The 16,803-nt window shown below is 70.0% G+C and carries 16 protein-coding genes and 1 pseudogene; 7 read left to right on the forward strand and 10 right to left on the reverse strand.

The features are described 5' to 3' along the window. Window positions 1–267: 267 nt before the first annotated feature. From LWC35_RS37145 to LWC35_RS37165, 5 genes are all read right to left on the reverse strand, one after another. Complete coding sequence (locus tag LWC35_RS37145) at window positions 268–1,077, reverse strand: IclR family transcriptional regulator (protein ID WP_269805451.1); 810 nt, start codon at window positions 1,075–1,077, stop codon at window positions 268–270. 50 nt (window positions 1,078–1,127) lie between these two features. Further along, window positions 1,128–2,402: an FAD-dependent oxidoreductase gene (locus LWC35_RS37150; RefSeq protein WP_308194751.1), complete on the reverse strand. Its 1,275-nt coding sequence runs from the start codon at window positions 2,400–2,402 to the stop codon at window positions 1,128–1,130. A gap of 108 nt (window positions 2,403–2,510) precedes the next feature. Then, window positions 2,511–3,407, reverse strand: coding sequence for an enoyl-CoA hydratase/isomerase family protein (locus tag LWC35_RS37155; RefSeq protein ID WP_232875198.1), 897 nt, complete (start codon window positions 3,405–3,407; stop codon window positions 2,511–2,513). Further along, window positions 3,394–4,572 (reverse strand): CaiB/BaiF CoA transferase family protein, encoded by a 1,179-nt coding sequence (locus tag LWC35_RS37160; RefSeq protein WP_269805452.1) that lies wholly within the window; start codon window positions 4,570–4,572, stop codon window positions 3,394–3,396. Before LWC35_RS37160 ends, LWC35_RS37155 begins: the two co-directional genes overlap by 14 nt. 265 nt (window positions 4,573–4,837) lie before the next feature. Beyond that, window positions 4,838–5,878, reverse strand: coding sequence for a LacI family DNA-binding transcriptional regulator (locus tag LWC35_RS37165; protein ID WP_232875200.1), 1,041 nt, complete (start codon window positions 5,876–5,878; stop codon window positions 4,838–4,840). A 209-nt stretch (window positions 5,879–6,087) separates the two neighbouring features. On the opposite strand from LWC35_RS37165, the gene LWC35_RS37170 reads away from it, so the two are divergent. The 3 genes from LWC35_RS37170 (at window position 6,088) to LWC35_RS37180 (ending at window position 9,942) form a co-directional block, all read left to right on the forward strand. Continuing rightward, window positions 6,088–7,218: a dihydrodipicolinate synthase family protein gene (locus tag LWC35_RS37170; RefSeq protein WP_372463169.1), complete on the forward strand. Its 1,131-nt coding sequence runs from the start codon at window positions 6,088–6,090 to the stop codon at window positions 7,216–7,218. 99 nt (window positions 7,219–7,317) lie between these two features. Continuing rightward, window positions 7,318–8,367 (forward strand): NAD-dependent epimerase/dehydratase family protein, encoded by a 1,050-nt coding sequence (locus LWC35_RS37175; RefSeq protein ID WP_232875202.1) that lies wholly within the window; start codon window positions 7,318–7,320, stop codon window positions 8,365–8,367. Window positions 8,368–8,550: 183 nt separating this feature from the next. Then, window positions 8,551–9,942, forward strand: a complete 1,392-nt coding sequence (locus LWC35_RS37180) for an MFS transporter (RefSeq protein WP_232875203.1) — start codon at window positions 8,551–8,553, stop codon at window positions 9,940–9,942. Between the two features lie 219 nt (window positions 9,943–10,161). Here the strand turns inward: LWC35_RS37180 and LWC35_RS37185 are convergent, their stop codons facing one another. The 3 genes from LWC35_RS37185 to LWC35_RS37195 form a co-directional block, all read right to left on the reverse strand. Beyond that, window positions 10,162–10,983 (reverse strand): sulfite exporter TauE/SafE family protein, encoded by an 822-nt coding sequence (locus LWC35_RS37185; protein ID WP_232875204.1) that lies wholly within the window; start codon window positions 10,981–10,983, stop codon window positions 10,162–10,164. Between the two features lie 76 nt (window positions 10,984–11,059). Continuing rightward, on the reverse strand, window positions 11,060–11,854 hold the full coding sequence (locus tag LWC35_RS37190) for an ABC transporter ATP-binding protein (protein ID WP_232875205.1): 795 nt from the start codon (window positions 11,852–11,854) through the stop codon (window positions 11,060–11,062). A 41-nt stretch (window positions 11,855–11,895) separates the two neighbouring features. Continuing rightward, entirely contained in the window at window positions 11,896–12,609 is a 714-nt protein-coding gene (locus tag LWC35_RS37195; RefSeq protein WP_232875206.1) for a FadR/GntR family transcriptional regulator, read from the reverse strand. 427 nt (window positions 12,610–13,036) lie between these two features. On the opposite strand from LWC35_RS37195, the gene LWC35_RS37200 reads away from it, so the two are divergent. From LWC35_RS37200 to LWC35_RS37210, 4 genes and pseudogenes are all read left to right on the forward strand, one after another. Continuing rightward, window positions 13,037–13,858 carry an ABC transporter substrate-binding protein gene (locus LWC35_RS37200; protein WP_232875207.1) on the forward strand — a complete coding sequence of 274 codons (822 nt, stop codon included), beginning with the start codon at window positions 13,037–13,039 and terminating at the stop codon, window positions 13,856–13,858. A gap of 273 nt (window positions 13,859–14,131) precedes the next feature. Continuing rightward, a complete protein-coding gene (locus LWC35_RS37205) occupies window positions 14,132–14,383 on the forward strand; it encodes a site-specific integrase (protein ID WP_232875208.1) in 252 nt (83 codons plus the stop codon). Next, window positions 14,377–14,472 (forward strand): annotated as a pseudogene (locus tag LWC35_RS41195) (hypothetical protein); the annotation flags it as partial. The gene LWC35_RS37205 and the pseudogene LWC35_RS41195, both read left to right, overlap by 7 nt. A gap of 15 nt (window positions 14,473–14,487) precedes the next feature. Beyond that, window positions 14,488–15,009: a hypothetical protein gene (locus tag LWC35_RS37210; RefSeq protein WP_232875209.1), complete on the forward strand. Its 522-nt coding sequence runs from the start codon at window positions 14,488–14,490 to the stop codon at window positions 15,007–15,009. A gap of 118 nt (window positions 15,010–15,127) precedes the next feature. Here the strand turns inward: LWC35_RS37210 and LWC35_RS37215 are convergent, their stop codons facing one another. Beyond that, complete coding sequence (locus LWC35_RS37215; RefSeq protein WP_232875210.1) at window positions 15,128–15,460, reverse strand: DUF6191 domain-containing protein; 333 nt, start codon at window positions 15,458–15,460, stop codon at window positions 15,128–15,130. 1,076 nt (window positions 15,461–16,536) lie between these two features. Further along, on the reverse strand, window positions 16,537–16,803 hold a 267-nt coding region (locus tag LWC35_RS37220; RefSeq protein ID WP_232875211.1), incomplete at its 5' end, for a permease.

A 16,803-nucleotide genomic window follows, 5' to 3' on the forward strand; every position in this document is an offset into this window, starting at 1 on the left:
GCGCGCTGGGCGATGCGCTGGAAGCCGGCCCTGAACGCCTTCGCGATCACCTTCGCCGGCCGTATCGTCCCCAGCAACGGAAACTAGCCATCACCGAAGCCAGTTACACCGTTCCTCGGACAGTCCCTCCTCCTCAGCAGCTGAGATCACGCAATCTGTGCCAGAGCCACTTTCTCATGGCCACGGACACTGGTCGAGCTGGGTGGGGCCGTCAGCACCGACGCGTATTGCCGCCTGCACGTGAGCAGCTAACTGCGTGCGCGGGGGTTAGTTCAGCTCTCGAGTTCTGTGCGTCAGCACCGCGGCCGCTCTGCGCAGGAGACGAGCTTGCGGCGCGAGATGGTGCTGCGGGAGTCGAGTGCTCGTCCCGATGAGCGCGAGGACGGCCCGTACCTCCCTGCTGTCGCCGAAGACCGGCGAGGCCATGACGACGAGTCCGTTGGGGAGTGGGGCACCGACTGTGACGCCTACACGTCGGACCTCCGCCAGTTCATGGCGGGCTTCGTGGTTCGCTGCGACGTTGACCTGATGCGCAACGAAGGTCAACCCGGGTCCGCTGGTCAGGGGGAGGAGCTCTCCCACCGCAACGGATATATTGATCTTCTGCGCAGGGACCTCTTCGGCGTGAACGACGACCGGACCATGTCTGCTCCATCGGCAGAGCAAGGCGGTCTCCTCGGCCTCCTTCGCAAGGGTGAGTAGGGCGTCGGCGTCAACGTCGATGGGCGGAGTCGGTGGGGCGGGGGCGCCGACACGGCGTAGTAGTGGCCCGAGTACGAATCCGCCGCCGGGAATCCGTTCAAGCAGGCCCTGCTGCTCGAGTGAGACGAGATACCGGTGGGTCGTACACTTGTGTAGGTCGAGCCGCTCCACCGCGTCGCTGAGACTGATGCGGTCGTCGGGCCCTGAGAACATGGACAGCACGTGCGCGACGCGGGCGACGCCACGCAGGTTCAGCTGCCCGGATAGCGGGCGACGAGTGGGCAGACCGCGAGCGGCTGCGATCTGCTCGCGCGCCGTGGCGGCGCTCGCGAGTGTGCTGTCGGTAGAGCGCGTGTCTGGTGCGTGGCTGGTCATGACGGTTCTTTAGCCTCCGACCCTGGTCAGTCGGCGGGAGCTGTCGGATGTCAGAGGAGGCTTCCGTTGTCGCGCATGGTCTTGCGGACAATGGTCCCGTCGATGCTGCGGTAGTCGATCTCTTGCTCGAGCGAGATCGTGGTGGCGACGGCCGCGGCGTGGCCGTATTCGAAGCACTGGGCGGTAACCCGGGCGGAGGCGAGCGCCTCGTGTTCCGCGGACAGGCACCGCCCGGCGACGATGATGTTCTCGCCGCGCGCGGGGACCAGGGTGGCGTAGGGGACTTCGTAGAAGTCATCGAGTAACCAGTGCAGTTTCGGGCGGTCCCCGGAGTGCAGTTCGATCGGCCACGGCGAGCGCACGATGCCGTCGGAGCGCTTCCGGCAGGCGAGCACGTCGTCGTTGCGCAAGGTCTCGGTGCCGACGATGCTGCGGGTCTGCCGGATCCCGGCTTCGGTACCGGTGTCGACGACGTACGCGTCTTCACACCCGGGGATGTGGCGGCGAAGAAAGCGGGTGTACTCGCGGACCTGGCGGCGCCCGGCGGTCTCCGCCCAGGTAAAGTCTTCGGGGTCGATGACGTTCAGCATGCGGCCGTCCTGTCCGCTGAGCCGGGTGGCGTTGACCAGCAGCTCCCCGGGCCGGGGCGTCGTGAAGATCCAGATGTGGGAGCGGGGCAGGTCCAGCCCGTCACCGCGGGCGGCCTCGATGGCACTGCTGACGTTGGGCGGGCAGATCGTGTCCGCGCCGTAGAAGTCGAGGAACCGGGCCTCGTCGATGTTGGCGACGCGAAAGAACATGGTGGGGTTCTGGATCGCACCGTCGGCGCCGAAGTAGGTGCCGAGCCCGGCGCGAGCGACGACCGCGCCGTCGCCCGAGGCGTCGATCGTGCGGCGGGCACGCACAATGCTGCGTCCGGCGTTGGACTCGAGCACGACGCCCTGATGGCGGTCGCCGTCGAGCAGTACCCCGACGACCGCGGTGTGCAGCAGCACCCGCGCCCCGGCGGTGGCTAGCAGGTCGTCTGCGGCCTCTTTCCACACGAGCGGGTCGTGGGCTTCGGTGTAGGTCTTGCCGTACTTCTGCGGGGCGGTCAGCCCGCCACCGGCGAGCAACTCGGCCCGGAATCGTCCGGTGAAGCCCTCGACGACGCGGTCCGAGGGCTTGTCGTGCTCGGAAGCCAGGTAGGAGCCGCAGATGGTGCCGGACATACCGGCCACCGCGGCGCCGCCGCAGAAGCCGTACTTCTCGACGAGGAGCACCGAGCGGCCGGCCTCGGCAGCCACGGTCGCGGCCGCCACCCCGGCCGCGCCGCCGCCGACCACGACGACGTCGACCTCGGCGAGGAGCGGAAGATCGTCGGCGGCCTCGGCGGCGGGGCCAAGCTTCCAGTTCGCAAACTCGTGAATCTCACGCTGCATGATGGCGACCTCTCACTGGTCTGCGGTCGACGTCGCGGTGCGGGCACGGAAGCGGGCGGGCCGCTTCTGGACGAACGCGGCGATTCCTTCCTGTCCGTCGGGGGAGGTGAACAGCGCGGTCAGCCTGTCCCGCTCAAGGCGGAATCCGGGCCCTTCGGAACCGGCCGCGGCGTAGGGGACCGCAGCAGTGACGGCTTCGCGGATGGCCGCGATCGCGCACGGTGCCTGGCCGGCGAGGTCGTCGGCGAGCCCGGTGGCGACCTGGTCGAGCTCGTCGCGGCGGCAGGTCTGGGTGACGATGCCGAGTTGTTCGGCGGTGTGGGCATCGATCCGCCTCCCGGACATGATTAGCCATTTGGCGCGGTTGGGGCCGACGTGCCAGGTCAGGCGCTGGGTGCCACCCCAGCCGGGCAGCAGCCCGAGGGCGACCTCGGGCAGCCCGAAGGTGGCGTCGGTTGCAGCTATGACGACATCGCAGCTGAGCACGAGCTCGAACCCGCCTCCCAGAGCCAGGCCATTGACTGCGGCGACCACGGGAACCTGGCTGGCGGCGAGGGTGTCGCAAAGGGCGTTGCAGCGCTCAGTGAACCGCGCGAACTCGTCGGCATCGGCGCCGGAGTACAAGGCGATGTCGGCGCCGGCGGCGAAGGCCTTGCCGGCCCCGGTGAGCACGATGGCCCCGATCGCCGGGTCGTCGCCGAGTCCAGTGATCGCGTCCTGCAGGCCGTCGACCACGGCGTAGTTGATCGCGTTGTACTTGGCCGGCCGGTCGATCGTGACCACCCCGACGCGGCCGCGCCGCTCCACCAGAACGGCCGCGCCGTCCGGCCGAGTCCCCGGAGCGGGGACGCCGGCAGTGGATTTCGTGGGCTTCGTAGTGGGGCCGGTGGAAATCTCAGCGCTGCTCACCGACGGCTCCCGTCTCGAGCAGGCCGGTGATCTCCGTGTCTGTGTAACCGAGCTCGTCGAGGACCTCGCGGGTGTGCTCGCCGAGCTGCGGCGGCAGCCGGCGCACCCGGGGGCGTTGGCCGCCGTAGCGAATCGGGTGGGCGAGCAGGTTGATCTCGCCGGCCTGCGGGTGCTCGATAGTCATGACGGTCTCGTTGTGCTGGACCTGGGGGTCGGCGACGACGTCGTCGTACTCGTTGACCGGGGCATGCCAGATCCGGAACTCGGCGAACCGCTCGGTCCAGTGCGCGGTCGGCTTCTCTGCGATGAGCTCGGCGATACGGGTGTTGATCTGCTCGCGCAGCGCGTACTCCTGGTCGGGCCCGATCTCGCGGAACCATGGCTCCTCGAGGACCTTACTCAGCGCGTCGGTGCTGGTCAGCGAGATGGTGATGTGCCCGTCCGCGGTGGCGAATACGCCGTAGGGGGCCTTGTAGAACCGCGAAGAGATCCCAGAGGTGCTGCGCTCGCCGCGGAAGCCGTTGAGGAAGTAGGACAGTGGCTCGACCTGTAGGTCGAGGGCGGCGTTGAGCAGGTTGCTCTCCACCCGGGTGCCCTCGCCGGTACGTTCGCGGCCGTGGAGCGCGGCGAGAATGCCCAGCGCGCCGAGGACCGCGCCGTGCTGGTCGACCAGCGAGGCCCCGACGGGGGTCGGCGGGGCGGTGGCCGGTCCGGTGGCGGCGGCCAGCCCGGACAGCGACTGGATCAGCACGTCCTGGCCGGGGCGGTCCTGATAGGGCCCGTCGGAGCCGTAGCCGGACAGTGAACAGTACACCAGGCGGGGGTTGGTGGTCTTCAGCTCGTCATAGCCCAGGCCGAGGCGGTCCATGACACCGGGGCGGAAGCTCTCGATCAGCACGTCGGCACCGTCGATCAGCCGGCGCAGCATGGCCTTGCCGTCGTCGTTCTTCAGGTCGACGACGATGCTGCGGGCGTTGCGGTTGCCGAGCAGGAAGAACACCGACACGCCCTCGACGTAGGCGTCCGGGCCCGACCAGGCCCGCTCGAATGCGCCCTGGGGCGGCTCCACCTTGATCACGTCGGCGCCGAGGTCAGCGAGGATCTGGGTGGCCGACGGCCCCTGCAGGAAGTGCGTGAAGCTCACGACTTTGATTCCGGAGAGCATCTCTGGTCCTCGTTCATCCAGTGGAGGTCCGCCGCCTTCCGTGACTGCGGGGGGACCCGCGCCATGGGGGAGGGGCAGGACGGGCAGGGGCAGCTGCCACGACCCTGCGCAGCGGACCCCCGTTACATGGGTCCGGGAACGAGTAAGCGTTGCGCAACCGAGTGCGCAATGCCGACGGTAAGCGGCGAGTGGGGCCGACGTCAAGGGCCGCCCCCGGCCGATCCCGCCGGTCGTCTACGGTCCGCGCGGCGTTGTCGGCGGGATGTCAGCTCAGGAGCTGGGCCAAGTCCGCCGCGGCACGCGGCCGGCCCGTGGACCCGCGCACCAGCAGCTCGGGAGCCGGGTCGTCGACCACGATGTCGGTCAGCGCTGCCCCGCTCAGGTGGGCGAGCAACAGCTCGCAGGCGCGGCGACCCAGAGCGCGCAGTGGCATCCGCACCGTGGTCAGGGCCGGGGTCCAGGTTTCGGCCACCCAGGTGTCGTTGATCGAGACGACGGACAGGTCCTCGGGCACGCGCACGCCGCGGCGGGCCAGCGCGGACAACGCCCCGATCGCGGCGTTGACGCTGGAGACGACCAGCCCGGTCGGTACCGCCGAGCAGCGCAGCAGCTCCTCGGCCGCGGCGGCGCCGCCCGGGGCCTCCCAGCCCGAGCGCTGGATCCAGTCCGGCCGCACCCCCAGGCCAGCTTCTGCCATAGCGGCGCAGAATCCGCGATGGCGGCGGATCGCGGTGTCGTGGGTCGGCACGCCGGCGAGGTGCCCAATGTGTTCGTGGCCGAGCTCGATCAGGTGCCGGGTGGCCAGGGCCGCACCGGCGACGTCGTCGAGCACTGCCGACCCGGCGCGCCCGGACAGCTTCGAGTTGATCAGCACCGCCGGCAGGGGCCCGGCTAGTACGGCCTCGAGCATGGCATCGTCGAAGTCCTCGCGGCGTTGCAGCAGCACGCCGTCCACCCGGCCGGCCGTGATCAGCTCGCGCAGCTGGTTACGCCCGGGCGGTGGCGGATCGATCTGGCTGAGCAACACCGACATGCCGGCCTCGCGGGCCCGGTCCTGGACCCCGCCGAGCATCTCGGCGAACACGGCGTTGTTCACGTCCGGCACGATGAGCCCGACCGCACCGGAGCGAGCGAAGCGCAACGCCCGGGAACGGTGGTTGGGCACGTACTGCAGCCGGTCCGCCGCGTGCCGGACGCGCTCACGGGTGGCGTCGCTGATGCGGGCGCGTTTGTCGCCGGTCAGCACCCTTGAGGCGACCGACCGCGACACACCCGCGGCGTCGGCGACTTCCTGCAGCGATGCCATGCCTCGGAGTGTATGGCGATCCGAGCCACGACGGAACAATCGGTTGCTCAACATTGCACAACCGGTTGCGCAACTGCTTCGGGCGTGCTTCACTTCGTCCCGGGTTCGAGTGAGCACGCCGCTTTACCGATGAGCCGACCCTCGCTCGAGCGGGCAGCCGAGCGGGCGGAGGATCCCTCCCGGCTCGTCCACGAAGGAGGTCAATGACGATGTCGAGTAAGTCGAGCAACTCGACGGCTGCTCCGCCGGCGGATACGGCGGGGCTCCCGGCCCCGATAGCCGAGCTCATCCGCCGCGGCGCTGCGCTGCCTGCGCATCCGCTCGCCCTAGACGGCGCCGGTCGCCTTGACCTCGTGCACCAGCGGGCGCTGACCCGCTACTACCTTGACGCCGGCGCCGGCGGGGTCGCGGTCGGGGTGCACACCACCCAGTTCGCCATCCGCCAGCAGGGGCTCTACGAGCCGGTGCTGCGCATCGCGGCCGAGACCGCCCGCGAGTGGACCGACCGGCCTGCCGCCCTGGTCGCCGGGGTCACCGGGCGCACCGAGCAGGCCGTCGCCGAGGCCGCGACCGCCCGCGACTTGGGCTATCACGCCGCTCTGGTCAACGTCGCGGCGTTCCGCGACGCCGACGAAGCCGACGTGCTCGTTCACTGCCGGCGCGTCGCGCAGGTCATGCCGATCATCGGGTTCGCGCTGCTGCCCGAGGTCGGCGGGTTCCACCTCAGCTACGAGTTCTGGCGCGCCTTCGCCGAGCTGGACAACGTCGTGGCCATCAAGATGGCGCCGTTCGATCGCTATCGCACCCTCGACATCGTCCGCGCCGTCGTCGACGCCGAGGCGAGCGACCGGATCATCCTCTACACGGGCAACGACGACCACATCGTGCTGGACCTGCTCGCCCCGCTCGCCGTCCGTAAGACCGACGGCACCGAGGTCACCGTGCGGGTCCGGGGTGGGCTGCTCGGGCACTGGAGCGTGTGGACCCGCCGTGCGGTCGAGCTGCTCGACCGCATCCACGCCCTGCCCGACGGCGCACCGGTTCCGGCGGAGCTGCTCGCCCTCGACGCGCTGGTCACCGTCACCAACGGCGCGGTTTACGACGCCCACAACGCCTTCCGCGGATGCATCCCCGGCTGTCTGGAAGTGCTGCGCCGCCAGGGCCTGGTGTCCGGGGTGCGCTGCCTTGACCCGGCCGAGCAGCTCAGTCCGGGCCAGGCCGAGCAGATCGACCGGGTCGTCCGCACCCACGCCGACCTGACCGACGACGCCTTCGTCGAGGCCAACCTCAAGCGCTGGCTCGCCGACGACGGCGCGGCCATCGATCTCATCGTCGCCTAAGCCTCCACTGCGCCGAGCCGTCCACGCCGCAGCCGGCGGGGCCCGGCAGGGCCCTATACCTGCACGTTTCGCCCTTTACCCGCACCTTCGGAGACCGCCATGCCCGAGACCCAGGTCCTGCACCCGTCGATGTTCCCGGAGTACTTCACTGACGTGGAGCACCTCGAGGACTTTATGTCCACGCCGACGGCCGAGACCGTGGCCGATCTGCAGGCCCTCGACGGCGACGTCGCCATCCTTGGTGTCGCCGGCAAGATGGGGGTCACCCTCGCCCGGTTGATCAAGAAGGCCGCGCCGGGCAAGCGGGTCATCGGTGTCGCTCGCTTCTCCGACGCTGCCGTCCGGGAGCGGCTGCAGAGCTGGGGGGTGGAGACCATCTCCTGCGATCTGCTCGACCGCGACGCCGTGCTCGCGCTGCCCAAGGTCTCCAACGTCATCTACATGGCCGGGCTCAAGTTCGACACCGGGGGCCGCGAGGACTTCCTGTGGGCGATGAACACTCTCGCCCCCGCCTACGTCGCCGAGGCCTACGCCGGCTCGCGGATCGTGGCCCTGTCCACCATCCACGTCTACCCGTGGAGCAACCCGCTGCACGGTGGGGTCACCGAGGCCACCCCGCCCACCGCGCGGCCCGGCGAGTACGCCAACTCTGTCGTCGGCCGCGAGCGGATCTTCCAGTACTTCTCCCACAAGCACAGCACCCCTGGCCGCAACGTACGCTTCGTCTACGCCATCGACATGCGCTACGGGGTCCTGCAGGAGATCGCCCGCTGGGTCCTCGACGGCGTCGAGATTCCCCTCGCCACCGGGGCGGTCAACATCATGTGGCAGGGCGACGCGATCAATCACTTCGCCCGGCTGCTGCGCCACTGCGAGGTCCCGGCCAGCCCGATCAACATCGGCAACCCCGAGGTCACCAGCGTCCGGCGCATCGCCAGCGCCTTCGGCGAGGTCTTCGGTATCGAGCCTCGCTTCGTCGGCGAGGAGTCCGAGTGCCTCGCGGTGAACTGCGACCGCGCCGCCGCGCTGCTCGGCAACCCCGAGGTGCCGCTCAACACCATGGTCAAATGGGTCGCGGAGTGGTCCAAGGCCAATCAGCCTCTGCACGGCAAGCCCAGCAAGTTCGAGGTGCGCACCGGCCGCTTCTGACCGACTGCCCGCACCACCGCTCGACACCACGTCCTGCCCGGCCTAGGCGCGTCCCCGGCCCGGACCCACACCGGTCGGGCTGCCTGATCTGCCCACCCACGACCGACAGGCGCCTGCCGTTCCCGGGCCGCGCCCGCAGGTCTTCTTTCCCGTCCCTCAGCGTTGAGCCACCGGAGACCAGCCATGTCCGACACGACAGGAGCCCTGCCGCGCAGTAGTTCGCCCGCGCCTGGCTCGATCACCGACATTACCAACCGTATGGAGCGCCTGCCCTTTACCAAGTGGCAGGTCAAGGCGCGGGTGCTAATCGGTACCGCCACCTTCTTTGACGCCTTCGATGCCCTGGCTATCGCCCAGGTCCTGCCCGTGCTCACCCCGCTGTGGGGACTCAACGGAGCCCAGACCGGCCTGCTGATCTCCGTCGGCTACCTCGGCCAGCTCGTCGGTGCGCTGCTGTTCTCCTGGGTCGCCGAACGCCGCGGCCGCGTATTCGCCATGGTCGGCGCCATCGCCCTGTTTACCGCGCTGAGCATCGCCTGCGCGCTGTCCTGGAACTTCGAGTCCCTGTTGGTCTTCCGAGCCTTCCAAGGCCTCGGCCTCGGCGGCCAGGTCCCCATCGCCGCGGTCTACATCAGCGAGATCACCAAGGCCCACGGCCGCGGCCGGTTCATCCTGCTCTACGAGCTCATCTTCTCCGTCGGCGTCGTTGCCGCCGGCCTGGTCGGGTTCTGGGTGGTACCCCACCTCGGCTGGGAGTTCATGTTCCTCGTCGGCGCGCTGCCGCTGCTGATCATTCCGATCCTGCTGCGCTGGCTGCCCGAGTCCCCGCGCTGGCTCTCCGGTGTCGGCCGCGACCACGCCGCCGACCACGCCATGACCCGCATTGAACAGCAGGTGCAGAAGGCCTACGAGGCTCCGCTCCCGCCGGTGGAGGATCACCACCCGCCGACCCCCCGGAAGGAATCGTCCTGGGCCGAGTTGTTCCGCCCGCCCTACCTGCGCCGCACGCTTGTCGTCTGGGCCATCTGGATCGGCGCCTACATGGTCTACTACGGGATCAGCACCTGGCTGCCCACGCTATATCGGACCGTGTTCAAGCTCCCGCTCGAGGTCTCCCTGCAGTACGGGCTGATCAGCAACGTGATCGGGCTCGGCGGCGCCACGCTCTGCGCACTGACCATCGACTACTTCGGCCGCCGCTGGTGGTTTGCCGTAGCCCTCGCCGGCTCCGGGATCTTCCTGTTCCTGCTCGCTCTGTCCGGCCTGGACACCCCCTCCGACCTGATGATCTTCGGTAGCGGGGCCTATTTCTTCGCCACCGCCGCCGCGATCGGCATCTACCTCTACACCCCCGAGCTCTACCCCACCCGGGTTCGCGCGCTCGGCGTCGGCACAGCCACCGCCTGGCTGCGAGTGGCCTCGATGATCGGTCCGATCTTGATCGGCGCCTTCATCGGCTACGGGCTCGCCTCGGTCTTCGCGGTCTTCGGCGGCATCGCCATCCTCGTAGCCGTGATCGTCGCTGTGTTCGCGCTCGAGACGAAGGCCAAGGTCCTCGAGGACCTCTCGCCCTGACCAACTACTCGCTGAACAGTGCACGCCCGGCCAGAGGCTCGGGCGTGCACTGTTGTTCTGAGCGGGCCACCGCACATGCAGGGGACAAACGGCCCAACCTGCAACGCGCCCGCCGCATCCGTGTCGTCGAAGGTGTGACTCAGCGAAAGTCCTGAGGCCGTGGTGGGACCGCCACCATGGCCAAGCGCCGCTACTGAACTCTCCGGGGCAGGTCGCAACTCACACTTCGCTCAGCCGGACGAAGTGTGCGATCTCCCGGATGCCCATCAGCAGGGCGAACGTGCCGAAGACAACGCCGAGCACGACGCTGGGCAGGGCGAGGGCGAGCAGGGCGCCGGCGATCGTGCCCGGCACCGCGCCGAGACTGAGCCAGCCACTCAGCCCGGGGGAGGCGGTGCCCTTGCGCAGGTGCATGATCGCTCCGGTGACCGAGTTCGGCACGAACATCAACAGTGAGGTGCCGGCGGCGGTGTGCAGGTCGGCGCCGAAGAGGAGCACCAGCGTGGGAACCGCCAGTAGCCCGCCGCCCAGACCGAGGGCCGCGGCCCACGCCCCGATGATCACTCCGGCGACGCAGGTGAGCGGTATGACGAACCACAGGTTCGACAGCAGCCCGGTGGCGAGGGCTGCTCGTCCGGCGAGCGGGTCCAGGCCTGCTGCGTCGAGGTAGAGCTTGGCGGCGGTGAGCACGACGACGGCGATGAACAGGATCCGCAGGACGCGGTCGGGGATGCGGGCAAGGAGCCCGGCGCCGAAGAAGCCTCCGGCGATCCCGCCGATGATGAGCCCAGTTCCGGCGCGCAGGTCGACCGCCCCGCCGGCCAGGGCGTAGACGGTGGCCCCGACCGCGCACACCGTGATGTTGGCGGTGGTCGAGGTGCCGTGCAGGATCCGACGCGGCAGGTCTGTAAACCGGTCGAGGGCAGGGACGAAGAAAACCCCGCTACCGCCGCCGAGCAGGCCCCCGACCGCACCGCCGGTGACCCCGATCGTGACGGCGCCGGCCGTGCCGGGTCGGACGTGCGGTTCATTCGGTGGCATTCCTCGTCTCCCGTTCATCAGACGTCTGAGGAGTTGGGTGGTTATGCGGAGCGAGAGGCGGCCGACGGCCGATCAGTCAGGAGATCGGGACGGGCGCGCCAGGGAGGGATGGGGCGGTGGCGCCGGCTCGGGCGGCCCAGCGCCCCTGCTGGTAGGCCAGGGTCACGGGGTGGTCGAAGCAGCGGGTCACGGCCGCGGAGGTGAGCACGTCGCGTGCGGGCCCGGTAGCCAGTGCGCGGCCTTCGCGGATCAGCAGGGCGTGGCTGGTGTGCGGGGGGAGGTCCTCGAGGTGATGAGTGACGGTGACGGTGGCGAGTTCGGGGTATTCGGCGGCGAGGTGGCACAGGCCGGCCAGCAGCTGTTCGCGTCCGGCGAGGTCGAGTCCGGTGACCGGTTCGTCGAGTAGGAGGAGTCGGGGAGCGGGCATGAGCGCGCGGGCGATGAGAGCCCGGGTGCGTTCCCCCTGGGAGAGCAGGGGCCACGGGGTGTTGACGCGGCCGCTGATGCCCAGTGCGGCGATGAGGTGCTCGGCCCGGTCGATCTGCGCGGAGCTGATGGTGCGCCGGGGAACGAGTTCCGGGGTGTTGGTCAGCCCGGTCAGGACGACGTCACGGACCGGCAGGGGGCTCTGCAGCGGGTGGCGGGGATCGACGTGACCCAGGTGTTCACGCAGTTCGCGCACGTCGACTCGGCCCAGCCGGTGGCCCAGGACCCGCACCTCGCCGCGGGTGGGGTGCAGGCGTGCCCCCATCAGTACGAGCAGGGTGCTCTTGCCGGCACCGTTGGGGCCCAGGACCGCCCAGTGCTCACCTGGCCGCACGCACACTGTGATCGAGGAGAGCAGGCGCCGGCCGGAGCGCACCACGTCCACCGAGCACACCTCAAGCACGCTCCGCCCTGTCGGCATCGCCGTCACCGGTCGGACTCCACGTCCTCGGCGCGCAGCCGTTGCATGGTCTGCTCCAGATTCGCCACCGTGGCGGCCACGGCCGCGGCCTCGTCGTGGCGCTCGAGCGCGGCGACGAGGTCGTCGTGGGCCTGATCGACATCGGGCAGGGGGCCGTCGTGCGCGATCCGTGCGACCAGCGCCGACTCGATCACCGGGCGGGCGAAGGCGAACAGCTCGACCAGCAGCGAGTTGCCCGACAGCGCCACGATCGCCTCGTGGAAGTCCAGGTCACTCGCCACGAAGCTCGCTGGATCATGCGCGCGGGCGGCCCGCTCGGCCAGCTGGACACGCAGCCCGGACAGGTCATCGACCCCGGCGCGCTGAGCTGCCAATCGCGCCGCCTCGACCTCCAAGGAACGACGGACCTCGTAGACCTCCAGCAGCCGCGCGCGCCGTAGCAACTGCCCCATGGCTACCGACAACGCGGGAGAACCCGACGCGGCCGAAGCGGCGACGAACGTACCCGAGCCGTGGCGGACCTCGAGCAGGCCATCGTGACTCAGCAGCCGGATCGCCTCCCGCACCGAAGACCGGCCGACCCCCAGCTCGCCGGCCAGCGCCGCCTCACTCGGCACCTTCTGCCCCGGAGCCCACGCACCCGAGCCCACCTGCTCGCGCAACAACGCCTCCACCTGCGGCACCACCGGTCCCCGCTCCAGCCTGCGCCATCCGCTCATGCCTCGACCTCCCATCCAAAACCTAGCACGTGTCATCAGACGTCTGAGGTCTTGGATGTCATACTGCTCCCGGCTTGAGGCCGGCCAACGGCTGCCTCGAGCTCGATGCTGACCCACACGGCGGCGATCGGTCAGCCCCCCAGAAGGCCGCGCCGACTCCGTTCGCCGGCGGCACGGCAATCGCGACGGCCGGTGACGTTGCTCGCGGGCGCCGTGCCAGCAGGGTCAGGGCCTTGTCCCTTCCGAGGCGCAAAGGTTAGCGTCGCCTAATTCGATCAGAGGAGTGTGAATGCGGTCGGCGATGGATCGGCGTGAGTTCCTGGCCGGAGGGCTGGGAGTGGCCGGCCTGGCGACGTTGTCCGCCTGCGGGGACGGTCCGGCAGCGGCCCCACCCACGAGCAGGGATTTCACGGTCGGCACTTCCGTCGTGCAGATCCCGGTGGATCCGCGGCGCGTGGTCACGGTCAACACGTTCCCGCAGGACGCGATGTTCGACCTGGGCAAGGACCCCGTCGGCGTCTACGACCCGGGCGAGCAGTACATCCTCGCCGCCTACCGAGACCGCTGGTCCGCGATCCCGAAGATCTCCGGCGGCTCCGCGGGTAGCGCACTGGACCTGGAGAAGATCGCCCAGCTCACCCCAGACTTGATCATCGGGATCGACGCCCAGCAGGCGCCGCTCGACCAGCTCTCCAAGATCGCCCCGACTGTCCTGCTGCCCTTCACCTCGTCGCCGACGATCTGGCGGGAGCTGGCAAGCAAGACCGCCGATGCCGTCGGGCGGACCGGGATGCTGGACCCGCTGAAGGCGAAGTACACGGCGCGGGCCGAACAGATCAAGGTTGACCGAGCAGCCCTGCTCGCCAGGACCCGGTTCGCGATCCTGCAGGGTGGGCTCGACCAAGGCGCTTTCTGGCTCTACGGCCCGGGCTCGCCGGCCGGCGCGGTACTCACCGACGCCGGGGTGCAGCTCGCCCCAAGCTCGGCCGGAGTGAGGAAGGCAAACCGGACGGTGTCCCTCGAAGAGATCGCGATCCTGCGGGACGCGGACGCGATCCTCTACTACACCAACGCGGACGGCAGCCCCGCGAACAACGGCCCGGCCCTGTTCGCCCAGCAGGCTTTCCGGCAGCTCCCAGCGGTGACAGCGGGCCGATTCTTCGGCACCACCAACCTCCTCCCAGGCTCCTACACCGGCGCCTTCGGTCTGCAAGACGACCTCGACCAAGCCCTCGCCCGCGTCCACTAAAGATCAGATCGGTCGTTCCACACAACGGGTGTCCGCATCGAGGGCCGTCCCGTTCGGCGAGGCCCGTCGCTCCGACGCGGAACGCTACAGCGCATGGCTCGAGCGGGAGGCCCATCCGGTCGGGCGGTGATCGGATGCTCCGCTACGCACCCGAGACGGTGGCGCGCCGGGGGTGCCTCGGCGTTCTACGGCTACCTGATGGACCCAGGCCTCGTTGGCCGCAATCCGTTCCGTCGGCCACGGAAGCCGCCCCTGCCAGGCGAGGCGGCGATCGTGCGGGTGCTGCTCTCCACTGGGATCCGCATCGCAGAGCTGCTGGGCGTCGACCTGGGCGACGTGACGGAGACCGACGGCGGGTTCCTGCTAGCGATCCCGCGCAAGGGCGGCCGGGACGACGAGGCGAGGGTGCCCGGCCTGGCCGCCGACGCGCTCCGGCGGTGGATCAGCGTTCGGCGTGGTGGCTCGCGCGCGGTGTCCCGCCGTGGTGGGTCCGGCTCACCCGGCACGCCGTCGCCAACATGCTGACCCGGCTGTGCCGAATCGGCGGGCCGCCGCAGGTCACTCCGCACGGCCTGCGACACACCGCTGCGACACTGCTGCTGCTCAACGCACGGGTCAACGTCTGGGACGTGCAGGCCTACCTCGGGCATCAGCGGATCGAGTCCACCCTTCGCCATGACCGCGCCCGGAAGGCTCGCGCCGGCCGCGCCGCCCGCATCCTCGTCAACGTGATCTCCGGCCCCCACAGACGACGACCCGCCAGGGAGAATCTGGCCATGATCCGGATCGAGCTGCGCACGCTCGCCCACGACATGCTGATAGGCGCCCTCGCCACCCTCGCCGAGGAACACTCCGGGCCGAGCCCCCAGGTGACGAAGGCCCGGTGGGAGGGGCAGGAGGCGCGCAACTCGGCGGTGATGCTGAGTCGGATCGTCGAGCTGCCTGCGGTGCCCCGGCCCGACGACGAGATCTACGCCTCGCCCTACACCGAGCCGCTGATTGTCGAGGAAGTCCAGTGGACGACCGACCCGGCCGACGGCGCGCCGCAGGTGACGCTGTTCTGCTCCGCGGTGGATCTCGATGTCCTCGCGGACGATGCCGAGGAGGCGCTGGAGACGTTCGCCGAGGGCGGGTGGGTGGTCGAGCGGTAACGGGCCGTCGTTGGCTCGTCAGCTCCGGCAACGGTCAGGGCGTGCCGGGCGGTGCAGGCCGGTCCGGGTCGTCGACGAGCGCCCCGTCGAGCAGCACCCGCCGCACCTCGTCGTGCGGTCAGCGGGGCCTGCGGAAAACGGTCACCACTCCGGCGTCGAGGTCGACGGCGGGGCGTGGCGGGGCGCCGTCCGCCTCGTCCTCGCGCAGCAGGGAGCGGGAGTGGCGTTCCTCCAGCTCGGCGCGCTTCGCCCCGGTGAAGAAGGCGTCCACCTCTTCAAACCCGGCACCGGACAACGGAAGCGACTGCGGACCGGACCGCTCCTGGTCCCGCCGCCAGAACAGCAGGCTGTGCCCGCGGGCCCAGAGCCCGAACCGCTCCAGGGCCACGAACAGAACCAGCAGGCAGACGAGCCCGGGCAGGGTCAGCGCGAAGAGCACACCGGCAGCCATTCAGCGAGTATCCCCTCGACAGCTTTCCGCAAGGTCATCGAGGGCGCCCTGCTTGCCGGTCACTTGCGCCGCGCGATGTCGATCAGACGGCAGGAGCTGATGTTGGGTCGCTCGTTCTCTGGCGGATCGGCTGAAACGGCGCCACCCTTCGCTTCGACCGCGCCCTCGGCGGCCCATCCCCGGCCCTGCCGACACGTACGTCCGCGTTCTGCTCGAAGGATATGTCAGGACCGCCGGTAGGCCGAGGATGCGGGCGGCCCAGGATATGGGGTTCGCCTGGGCCAGGACGGCCGTACGCGGCGCGCGAGGAAGACCCAGGCGGTGGATCTTACTGAGGAGGAGGCCGGCCCGACGGCAAGTGGGTGGGTCGGGTCGGCCTCCTGCGCGGCGGCCACGGCGGGTTCAGCCGCGCGCGGGCTACTCGCCGAAGCATCCCGCTCCTCCACAATCGACGGCCCGACGCCACTGTGGAAGCACCCGAACGAGGGCTTAACGCTGCGCAGCGGCCCGGTCACCATGATCATTCGCGAGCAGTAAGTGGGGCAGCCCTTGCCGCGGCAGAGGGTGCGCCAGCTGCGCCGGCCCTGTCACCCGCTCGCCGACCAAGGCCGAGCTGCTGTCGTGGATCCGCTGCGACCTCGCCGCGGCAACACAGACCGGCGCCCGGGCGGAGTACGCGCTCAAAGCCTGCTCCCTGGCGCCCTCCCACTTCTGCTCGGCTCGCTCGGGGAGAGCCGCTCGGACACCCGGGAGAAGCCGTGTTCCCGGCGGGGGAGTGGGCGCGACGGGAACGTGAGGCCCTCGACGCGCTGCACGTCCTGGCCGCGTTCCTGCACCTGCACCCGGGCGACCCGGTGGCCCAGGCCATCGCCGCCGAGCTCACCGGCCCGGCGCCGGCTGCGACGACGTCGCACTCAATCATCAGCTACACCGCACGATCAACAGCCTCACCGGCTACACGCCGCCACTCGAGCTCGTCGCGTCGCGACAGTAAGACCACGAGTTGCGTCTCGGCCCTACTGACCGGCGGCGGCCCGCTTGCCTGCCCCTCAGGGGAAGCGCCGCTGAACGAACTCCTACTCGGGTCCGCGCTCGCGGTCGAGGAGGCGGGTGAGTAGCGCGGCGATCTGTTGCTGGCCGGCCGCGGTGGCGTCGAGTGTCCCGCGGATCTCGGTGAACCCGGTCTGCATCTGCTCCCGGAGGTCGCCGAGGTCGTCGCGCAGGGCGTTGAGGACGCGGGTGTTGTGGTCGCGGAAGTCGCGGATCTCGCCGCGGATCTCGGCGACGTCGCGGTCGGCTCCGCCGGCGAGGACGCGCGCCGCGGCGGCGTCCTGCTCGCTGCT

The organism is Pseudonocardia kujensis, assembly GCF_021283305.1.
Lineage (GTDB): Bacteria > Actinomycetota > Actinomycetes > Mycobacteriales > Pseudonocardiaceae > Pseudonocardia > Pseudonocardia kujensis.